This window comes from Phytohabitans aurantiacus (assembly GCF_027923225.1).
GTDB lineage: Bacteria > Actinomycetota > Actinomycetes > Mycobacteriales > Micromonosporaceae > Phytohabitans > Phytohabitans aurantiacus.
On the sequence record NZ_BSDI01000002.1, the window covers coordinates 19,848 to 28,741 of the forward strand.

An 8,894-nucleotide genomic window follows, 5' to 3' on the forward strand; every position below is an offset into this window, starting at 1 on the left:
ACTGGATGGATGAGTGGGAAAAGGTGCGAGGTAAGGACGTCGGCGGAGTTGGCCGCGGCTGTGGCTGATCCGGACAGTGAGGTTGTCCGTGTCCTGGCCGACATCGAGGACGCCGGGCCGGTGCTGCTGCGTCCGGGGCAGCGGTTGGTCGGCGAGGGAACGCAGATCGTCTTCCGCCCTGGCTGCGACGGTGTGCGGCTGGTACGGGACAACGAGGTGCGCGGGTTGCGGCTGCGGGCGGCGCCGGAGCGGCGCGCGGTGTACAACGCGACAACCGAGGCCGATCTGGGTGTGCTGGCGCTGACCGATCTGCGGGTTGTCGGACAGGTGCAGATCGTCGCCGAAGGGGCGACCACGACGGGGCAGGTCAGCATCCGCGAGCTCGACCTGGAGGCCGCTGACACTCTGGAAAGGACACTGATTGACGGGTATGGCGTGGTCAGCGTCCGGCAGGGGGCGCTCACGGTGTGGAACCGGCAGCCATCGGACGGCAGCGTCCTTACGGCGCGGATCGAAGGGGTGCGTGTGGGGCGGGAGTCGGCGCCCGTACGCGGTGCCGGCATCGTCGTGAGCGGCGCGGGTGATCCGAGCGGGCGCATGGTGCCGCAGCCGGTACCGGCTGGCCGGGTACGACTGTCCATGCTGGACGCTGATGAGGTCTTCGCTGACGGGGGCGTCGAGGTGGGTACCGCGGACCTGATCGCCGGTGGGGTGTTGGTGCTGTTCGGTGTCGAGGCGGAGTTGGTGCGGCTGCGCGCGGCCGTCATCACCTACGGGGTCAACGACATGGTGGTGGACAACTGGGGTGATGTGGAGCGCTGGCAGTGCGCCGCGCTGACGTCACACGGCGCGAGCGCGGTCGGGGTGGTGAACTTCGGCGTGATCGGGGAGTTGACGGTGGCGGAGCCGATCACCACCTACGGCACCGGCGCGCGTGGCCTGAACGTCTACCTGGGGCACATCGGTACGGCGGACCTGCACAGCGTCGACACGCACGGCGACGCGGCGGTCGGGATCCAGATCAGCCAACCGGTCCGGCGGCTGGTGGTGCGGGAGGGTGTCCGGACCCGCGGCGGCAGCGGGCCGAGCCTGGTCCGCGGCGAGATCGTAGAACTGTCGGCCACGGCGTTGAGCGTGCTCGAGGGCGGCGATATCGACGAGCTGCGGCTGGGCGGCGGCTTGGATGCCGCGAAGGCGAGTGCCCTGCAGGTGCGCGGGCGGATCGGCAACATGATGGTGGCTTGAAATTGACTCCAGTGATACTGTGACGAATACAGTCGCGCTGGAGTGATTTTGGAGGGCCGGTGTCGCCACGGGTTTATCGGTCCACTCGGCGGGCCGCGCAGGCGCAGGCGACACGCGAGGCGATCGTCGCGGCAGCGGCGCGGCTGTTCGCGGAGCGTGGCTACGCCGGCACGACCATGCGCGCCGTCGCGGAAGCGGCTGAGGTAGCGGTGGAGTCTGTGTACGCCGTCGCGAGCAAGCCGTCCCTGCTGCTGCTCGCCCTCACGCACGTTCGCGGGGGCGAGACCCTCGACCATCCCATGGCCCGGCGCATCGCCGAAACCAGCGACCAGCGCGAGCAGATACGTCTGGTGGCGCGGTTCGCCACCGATCTGATCGGCCGTGTCGCGCCGCTGGAGCGGGCGTTCGCGACCGCTGCGGAAACCGACCCGCAGATGCGGCAGCTGTGGGGGGTGGCGATGGGGCGGCGGCTGGCCGACGCGACCGCGGTGATGGGTGCGGTGGCGGCCAACGGGCCGCTACGGGTCGGTGTCGAGCGGGCCGGGCAGACTCTCTGGGCGATCGTCAACGCGGACACCTGGCATCTGTCGACCCAGCAGCTGGGCTGGACCGAGTCGCAGTTCGCCGACTGGCTCGAAGACATCCTTGTCTCGGTGGTGCTGAAGTGACCCCGCCCGGAGGCCGCCCGCGGGCGTGTGACTTCGAGGGACGCCTCGCCGAGTTGGCGACCGCCGAGCGGTTCCTGGTCGCCAACGCCACCGGACCCGCGCTGATCACCGTCAACGGCGAGCCGGGGATCGGCAAGTCGCGCTTCCTCGCCACCCTGCGCGAGAGCCTGCTGCGCTCGGGGTGGCGACCGGCCTCGCCACCACCCCGGTTCTCGCGGGTCTTGTCCGGGCAGTGGCTGCTGCGGCCCGCCGCCGGGCCGCCACTGCTCGTCCTCGACGACGCTCATCTGCTGCCCGCGCCGGCGGCCGCGAGCCTTGCCGACGGCCTGTCGCGGGGCGATCCCGACGCGGTGCAGATGGTGCTGGGCCATCGACCCGGACGCGTTGCCCCACCGCTGGCCGCCGCGATGACGGCCGCCCTCGCCCGGATCCCCGCCCTGTACCTGGAGCTCGCACCGTTCACCCTCCAGCAGGTGCTCGCCTTCTTCGGCGGTTCCCGTCCGGCCGCTGGCATACGCAGCCTTTACGAGGCGGCGCAGGGCAACCCGCAGTACATGGCCATCGTTTTTGAGCTGGCCAGCGCCGGCGAGGCTCTGACGACGCTGCGGTCCGAAGTGGACGATCTCGCTGAGCCGCACCGGACGGTCGCGCGGGCGGGGGCCATCCTCGGTGAGACCTTTGACGCGGCCGATCTGCCGCCCGTCGCCCAGGTGCCGGCCGAGCAGGTCGGTGCGGCGATCGACGAGTTGGTACGCCGCGACGTGCTGCGCGTGGTCCACAACGGACGGTTGCGGTTTCGGCATTTCCTGGTGCGACAGGCGGTCCAGCGGGCGATCGGCTTGTGGTGGCAGCGGGAGGCGCACGCCCGTGCCGCCCGCCTGTTTCAGGCGCGCGGCGACGCCGCGCCGCGCTGGGCAGAGCATCTGCGGCGTTCCGCACGACCGGGCGACCTCACCGCGGCACGGCACCTCACCCGCGCGGCCGCCGCGACCCGGTGGCGGTCCGCCGACCTCACCACGCAGTGGTACGCGGCCGCCGCTGACCTGATCCCCGAAACAGTGGGCACCGCCGCCCGCCGCGGCCGTTTGCTGCTGTCGCAGGGGCAGAGCCTCGCCGCCACGGGTCAGCTGGCCGCCGCGCGCGAGGCGGCGACACGCGCGCTGGACCTGATCCCGGTGCGCGGCTGGCGAGCCCGCCGGCAGGCCCTGCTGCTCGCCGCCCGCACGCAGCGCTCCCTCGGCCACTTCGACGAGGCGGCGGCCCTGCTGCACCGCGCGGCACACGGCGGATCATCCGTCGCGGTAACCGCCGAACTCGCTCTCATACACCTGATGCGTGGCGAGTTCGACGCGGCTGCCGACGCCGCACGCGCGCCGCGCGACCAGTCCGCCACCGCCTTCGCGGGACAGCTGGCGCTCGCCCACTGTGCCGGCGGTGACCGGCGCACGGCCGCCGCGTTCGCCGATCGCCTGGGCGGCATCGTCGACGCGACCGGCGACCGGGAGCTGGCGCCGCTGCTCGAAACGATCGCGTGGCTCGGCTGGGCCGAAGTCCTGCTCGGCCGCTACCGGCAGGCCAACCGCCGCCTGTCTCGCGCGGCGGCGGTGGCGCGTGAGACCGGCCAGAAACACGCCCTGACCAATCTCCTCATTGGACAGGGCGGCGCGCTGCTACGGCTCGGACGCCTGCACGAGGCCCTGGAGTGCTACCAGGAGGCGCACACGTTGGCGGTCGCGTCCGGCAGCGACCACCTGACCATGACAGCGCTGACCACGTTGTGCGAGCTCCACAGCTGGCTGGGTGAGACACTCGCCGCGCTGGAGCACGGTGCCCGGGCGGACGCGCTGGCCCGTACGGCCTCCGGCTGGTGTGCCGCCCTCGCCACCGCCGCCTACGCGCACGCCCGGCTCGAGAGCGGCGACACCAGCGGTTGCGTCGAGGCGATCCTCGCCGCCTGTGGTGGACCCGAGCTGCCCGCGATCGATCCGGGCAGCCGACCGCGGTGGTACGAGACGCTCACCCGTGCCGCCATCGCTGAAGGTGACGTCGAAGACGCCTGCGGCTGGGCCAAACGCGCATCGGCGGCAGCCGGCGGCGAAGGATACGGTGCGCTCGCCGCTGCGCACATGGCGCTGGTCGAGGGCCGATCGGACGCGGCACGCGGCGACGCACTCGACGCGGCACGCCGCTTCGAAGCAGCCGGCGACCGAATCGACGCGATGCGCGCCCGCCTTGTCGCCGGCACCGCCACCAACGCGTCCGACCTGCTTCACCGGGTCGTCCGGGACGCCACCGAATGCTCCGCCACCACGCTCGCCGCCCGCGCGCGGCAGGCCCTCGCCCGGTCCGGCAGGCCGTCCGTCACCACGCTGACGCCAACGTCGCTGGCCCGCCTGACGCGCCGCGAGCGGCAGGTAGCCGAACTTGTCGCGGCCGGCCACACCAACCGGCAGATCGGCGGCGAACTGTTTCTGAGCGTCAAGACAGTCGAACGCCACCTGGCCCGGATCTTCGACAAGCTCGACATCACCGCCCGCGCAAAGCTCGCCGCGATGGTCGCCAGCGACCCGGCCTGAAGTTGAGGGTTTTCCCCCTCATCGGGCACTGGATGCTCGATGACGATGGTGCCTGACTATCAGGGGGGACAACGTCATGAGCACGGAAAGGGTCACAAGCCGAATCGGCACAGCCGGAGACGGACAACCCACGCGGCCCGTGGGCGAGCGACACATGAGCCGGTACCTTGCCTGGGCGGTGTGGCCGTTAGGTCTGCTGCTCACGGTCGCCTACGCCGTCGCCGATCTGGTGCCGTTGCCGGTGTTCGTGGTGGTCGACCTGGCCTACCTCGCGGCGGTCACGGTCGTGGTGCGCGGTGCCGGCATGCTCGCGGGCATGCTGGTCGCACCGGCCGGGCTGATCTTCTCGCTGGCCGCGCTGACCGGCGCTCCCACCGCCCGAGAGCCCGCCACGATGGTGGCGAACGCGGGCGTCCTCACCGCCACCGCCGCCCTGTTGCTCACCGGGGTGGTACTGGTTGCCGCACGCGTATGGGACGGATCGGGTCGTGGCCCGGCGGCATTGGCCGTTACGGCGCTCGTGGTGGCCACCAGCTGCTATTTGGTCAACCTCCTGGCCCGGGCCGCTGTCGTGCTGTCCGGTGCCGCACCAGCGCAGGCAGCCGTCGAGGATCAGGCGTGGCAGGCGCACGCGTATCTGCGCGGGCTTGACGGCGAACCGGACCTGCTCACGCTGCTGCTGGTCTGGCTCGACCTGATGCAGATGGCGTACGCCGTGCTGGCCTACCTCAGCGTCGCCCTGCTCGCCGTGGCGGCCCGTCGGGCCGGATGGCTCGCGAAACGTCCCGCGCACGGTCTTGTGGCACTGGGTGCCGGTATGGCTGGCATCGCGACGGTGGCCGCCATCTTCGGCTCCACACCCGGCGTTCTCGGCGCCGTGGCCGCAGGTGCGGCGTTCGCCCTGACCATCCCCTTCATGACGACGCTACCGCCGGCCCTGCTCGGCGCGGCCGTCAGCCGGCGCCGTCACCCAGACTGACGGTGCTGTGAAAGGCGCCACGGGAGAACTGAGCAGTCTGACGCAGTTTCATAGCTGTAATAAGGCGATCGTCATCGTATGAATAAACCACTGCAGCTGGCGTTGGCTGGACTCACGCTCGTCACGAGCCTTGCCGGGGTAGTCGCTACGGATGCTGCTCCGGCGCGGGCCGTCGGCTTCGAGGGGACGACGGTCACCGTGCCATCAGGCAACACACAGACTCTGGGCAAGTCGGTCACCGTCGTTGCCTCCACCACCTACGCCATCGACAACACTGGCTTCTACCTTCAGCTGTACGCCATGGACACGGGAGAGCGTCTGTGTGCCAGCGACGGTTCGCCGGGCGTCGCTCCTCAGTGCACGGCCACCGTCTGGAATACGAAGACCTCCGCCCACACCCGGAAGTTCGTCGCGTACGTGACGTGGCTCGTGGACCGCATACCAGCCTCGGACGTCATCCTCTCCAGCTCCAGGCCGACGTGGATCACATGGTCGAACCTGGGTTACACCATCAGGCAAGAGCGGTGGTTCGAACACGTCATCGCGGTCACCAACAAGCCGATAGATGGATTCGCCATCATCGAGATTCACCACGCGGTCACCGAGCAGCTGCTCACGTACTGTCTCAGCGGGAGCACGTGCGTCGTCAAGACGGCGGAGCCAACGGTCGCCTTCGTAGTCCCGTGGGACATCGCCGCCTCCTCCAACACACTCGGATAGGCTCGCTCGATATGCGTGCGACCCACTCGCTCCTGCATCCTGACGACCTCGCCCAGCTTGTGGAACGCGAGTATGCGATCGCGGCGCCCGTCACGGTGAGCTTGCTGAACCGCGGTTTCAACGACAGTTACCTCGTCAGCGACGTCAATGGCGGTCGCCGCGTGCTGCGGGTCTACAACCGCGACAAGTACTGGATCCGTTCAGAATCCGACCTCCGCTTCGAGCTCGACCTGCTTGAGCACTTGGCCGCGGCCGGGCTGGGCGTCATCCGACCGTACCAACGGGCCGTCGGCGACAGGCTCGGCCGGCTGACGGCACCCGAGGGCGAACGATGCTTTGCCCTGTTCACCCTCGCACCTGGTGTGCCCTTGGACCAAGGCACATTGACCGCCGAGCAATGGCGCGAGTTCGGTTCCGGCATCGCCCGAATGCACCTCGAGATGGACGCCTTCCAAACCAGCCACGACCGCTACCACCTCGACGACCGCATTCTGGTCGAACGGCCGCTGGCCAGCCTGGCACCCTATGCCGAGTCGGGCCAGGCCGCCGCGGACCTCGCCGAACTCCGCAAGCTCGGCGAGCGACTGACCGACGAGATCCAGCGGCTCCGGGCGATCGGCGGCGCGTACGGAATCATCCATGCCGACCTGCACCCGGGAAACGCCAACATGGACAGTGACGGCCGGTTCGTCACGTTCGACTTTGACCACTGCGGGTTCGGGCTACGCGCGTACGACCTGGTCTCTCTTTATCATGGGTCCGACGCGCCGCAGGAGGATCGCGAACGTTGGGCGGCGCTCCTCGCCGGCTACCAGCACATCCGTCCGCTGAGCCAAAGCGAGCTGGATGCCTTGCCCGTACTGGCCGCCTGCCGCGCGTTGTGGGATGTCGGTGACTGGCTGGGTGCCACCGCCCGCACGGGCAACGCCTGGGTGACAGAAGCGGCGATCGGCAAACTGCTGGCAGACGTCCGCAAAGCAGGTAAGCCCGATCCTGTCTCTTCGTCCTCGGCAGCACGAGCCGCCGTCGTCCGATCAGAAGAGACCGGCACCGCCGCGGACGACGAGGCCGGCGCCGACGACGAGCACCAGCGCGGGGGTGAGCAGGGGCCAGACCGCGGGTGCCGCGACGCGGAGCCGGGCTAGCAGACGTGCCGGCGTCCCCTGGGATCGGGCTATCCGGCCCTGAAGCGCGAGGAGAAGCAACCCGGCCGCGGTGAGCGTGCCCGCCATGCCGATGCCGTACGCGAGCACCAGCAACACACCGAACGTGGCGCGGCCGATCCCGATGGAGGCGAGCAACACCACCAATGCGGACGGGCTGGGCACCAGGCCCCCGGCCAGGCCGATGCCGGCGAGTCCGAGTCGTCCCGGCCGGGGGCTGTGCCCGTGGGCGTGGGTGTGGGTGTGGGTGTGGTGATCGTGTGGGTGCTCATGGTCGTGTGATTGGCCGGCGCGACGGCGTGCGGCGGTGCCTATCATGCCGATCCCCACCACGATGATCAGCGATCCACTGATCACTCCGAGATAGGCGAGCAGCCGGTCGCCGGCGAACGCCGTCGAGGTGCTGATCAAGGCACCCACCAGCAGTACCGCGCCGGTGTGGCTGGCGGTGACGGTGGCGCCGATGGCGAGCGCGTCCCGGGGGCGGCCTCGCCGCCCGGCCAGATAGGCGGCGAGCACCGTCTTTCCATGGCCGGGCAATGCCGCATGTCCCGCGCCGAGCAGCACAGCCAGCAGTACGGCCAGGACCACGACAAGCGGCGTGAGGCGCCCGGTGGCGAGTGCCTCGAAGCGGCGCTCGGCCCACGTCGTGCCCGCGGCCACCAACCCACCATCGGTGGCGGGCACGGTCGGGTCTGGCGGGCGCGCCGTCGCGGCGCCGGGTTCGATACGGAGGTTCGCGGTGCGCACGTTGAGCACGAGGGCGTCCGGAGGGGGTATCGCCCGCAGTTGGTCGCTCACGCTGTGCTCGGGTACGGGTGAGTCCACGATGTGTACGCCACTGCCGACCGCGGTCAGTTCCCGCCATCCGTTCTGGTCGAGCCGGTGGCGATTGGCGATGCTGACCGTGGCCGGTGTGGACAGTCCAGCCGGTGCGGACAGGTCGCAGGTGAGCATGGCGGTGGGCAGCCCGGCGGCATCGGCCTCGTACCGGTAGTCGCCGGGCACCACTGTCCATACCAGACGCTCACCGTTGACACGCACCTCGAACTGGTTAGCCAGGTCCGCACACGCCGTGCGGGCGTAACGGGCCCGTTCGGCGTCGGTGACCGCACCGCTGCGGTCGGCGTCGACGGTCTGCCGGTCCTGCCTTGTGACGATCTGCTCGGTGTGCACCGCCGCCGCCACTCGGACCTGGTCCGGGGTGAACGCGAGGCCTCCGTACTGGCTGACCGAGAACGGCTCGCCCGACGGGTGGGCGGTGGCCGATTCCACGGGCGCACCCGCCAGACCGGCTAGCGCACCGAGTGTTGCCAGTGCGCCAAGGGCGGCTGTCCGGCGGCCCACCGCATGCCGACCGGCAGAGCCGCTTCGTGGTCTGTCAGCCATCTGTCGTACCGGATCTCCAGGCTCGCGGTGACCACTATGGAAACGGTTACTACCGTGTGGTGGACGATAGGTTTCCACTTCCAAGGATGTCAATACCATCCCAGCGGTACAAACGTTTTAACTACCTCTGCTCACCCTATGGCGTCGGCGTAGG

At 70.0% G+C, this 8,894-nt stretch carries 8 protein-coding genes; 6 read left to right on the top strand and 2 right to left on the bottom strand.

Translation table 11 applies throughout. The features are described from left to right. Nucleotides 1–9: 9 nt before the first annotated feature. From QMG73_RS02830 to QMG73_RS02855, 6 genes are all read left to right on the top strand, one after another. Nucleotides 10–1,245, top strand: coding sequence for a hypothetical protein (locus tag QMG73_RS02830; RefSeq protein ID WP_281892263.1), 1,236 nt, complete (start codon nt 10–12; stop codon nt 1,243–1,245). A 59-nt stretch (nt 1,246–1,304) separates the two neighbouring features. Further along, nucleotides 1,305–1,913 (top strand): TetR/AcrR family transcriptional regulator, encoded by a 609-nt coding sequence (locus QMG73_RS02835; RefSeq protein WP_281892264.1) that lies wholly within the window; start codon nt 1,305–1,307, stop codon nt 1,911–1,913. Beyond that, nucleotides 1,910–4,489, top strand: a complete 2,580-nt coding sequence (locus tag QMG73_RS02840; RefSeq protein ID WP_281892266.1) for a helix-turn-helix transcriptional regulator — start codon at nt 1,910–1,912, stop codon at nt 4,487–4,489. The genes QMG73_RS02835 and QMG73_RS02840 overlap by 4 nt, the downstream gene beginning before the upstream one ends. 154 nt (nt 4,490–4,643) lie before the next feature. Next, a complete protein-coding gene (locus QMG73_RS02845; RefSeq protein WP_281892267.1) occupies nt 4,644–5,468 on the top strand; it encodes a hypothetical protein in 825 nt (274 codons plus the stop codon). Nucleotides 5,469–5,546: 78 nt separating this feature from the next. Next, entirely contained in the window at nt 5,547–6,188 is a 642-nt protein-coding gene (locus QMG73_RS02850) for a hypothetical protein (RefSeq protein ID WP_281892268.1), read from the top strand. A gap of 11 nt (nt 6,189–6,199) precedes the next feature. Next, nucleotides 6,200–7,333, top strand: coding sequence for a phosphotransferase enzyme family protein (locus tag QMG73_RS02855; RefSeq protein ID WP_281892270.1), 1,134 nt, complete (start codon nt 6,200–6,202; stop codon nt 7,331–7,333). Here QMG73_RS02855 and QMG73_RS02860 read toward each other — a convergent pair. Next, a complete protein-coding gene (locus QMG73_RS02860) occupies nt 7,223–8,626 on the bottom strand; it encodes an urease accessory protein UreH domain-containing protein (protein ID WP_281892271.1) in 1,404 nt (467 codons plus the stop codon). The two genes, QMG73_RS02855 and QMG73_RS02860, sit on opposite strands and share 111 nt — an antisense overlap. Before the next feature lie 20 nt (nt 8,627–8,646). Continuing rightward, on the bottom strand, nt 8,647–8,775 hold the full coding sequence (locus QMG73_RS02865) for a hypothetical protein (RefSeq protein ID WP_281892272.1): 129 nt from the start codon (nt 8,773–8,775) through the stop codon (nt 8,647–8,649). Nucleotides 8,776–8,894: the final 119 nt, after the last annotated feature.

Bases quoted from the DNA above. Each gene is read 5' to 3' on its own strand.
- QMG73_RS02830 (WP_281892263.1), top strand. From the start codon at position 10: ATGAGTGGGAAAAGGTGCGAGGTAAGGACGTCGGCGGAGTTGGCCGCG.
- QMG73_RS02845 (WP_281892267.1), top strand. From the start codon at position 4,644: ATGAGCCGGTACCTTGCCTGGGCGGTGTGGCCGTTAGGTCTGCTGCTC.
- QMG73_RS02850 (WP_281892268.1), top strand. From the start codon at position 5,547: ATGAATAAACCACTGCAGCTGGCGTTGGCTGGACTCACGCTCGTCACG.
- QMG73_RS02855 (WP_281892270.1), top strand. From the start codon at position 6,200: ATGCGTGCGACCCACTCGCTCCTGCATCCTGACGACCTCGCCCAGCTT.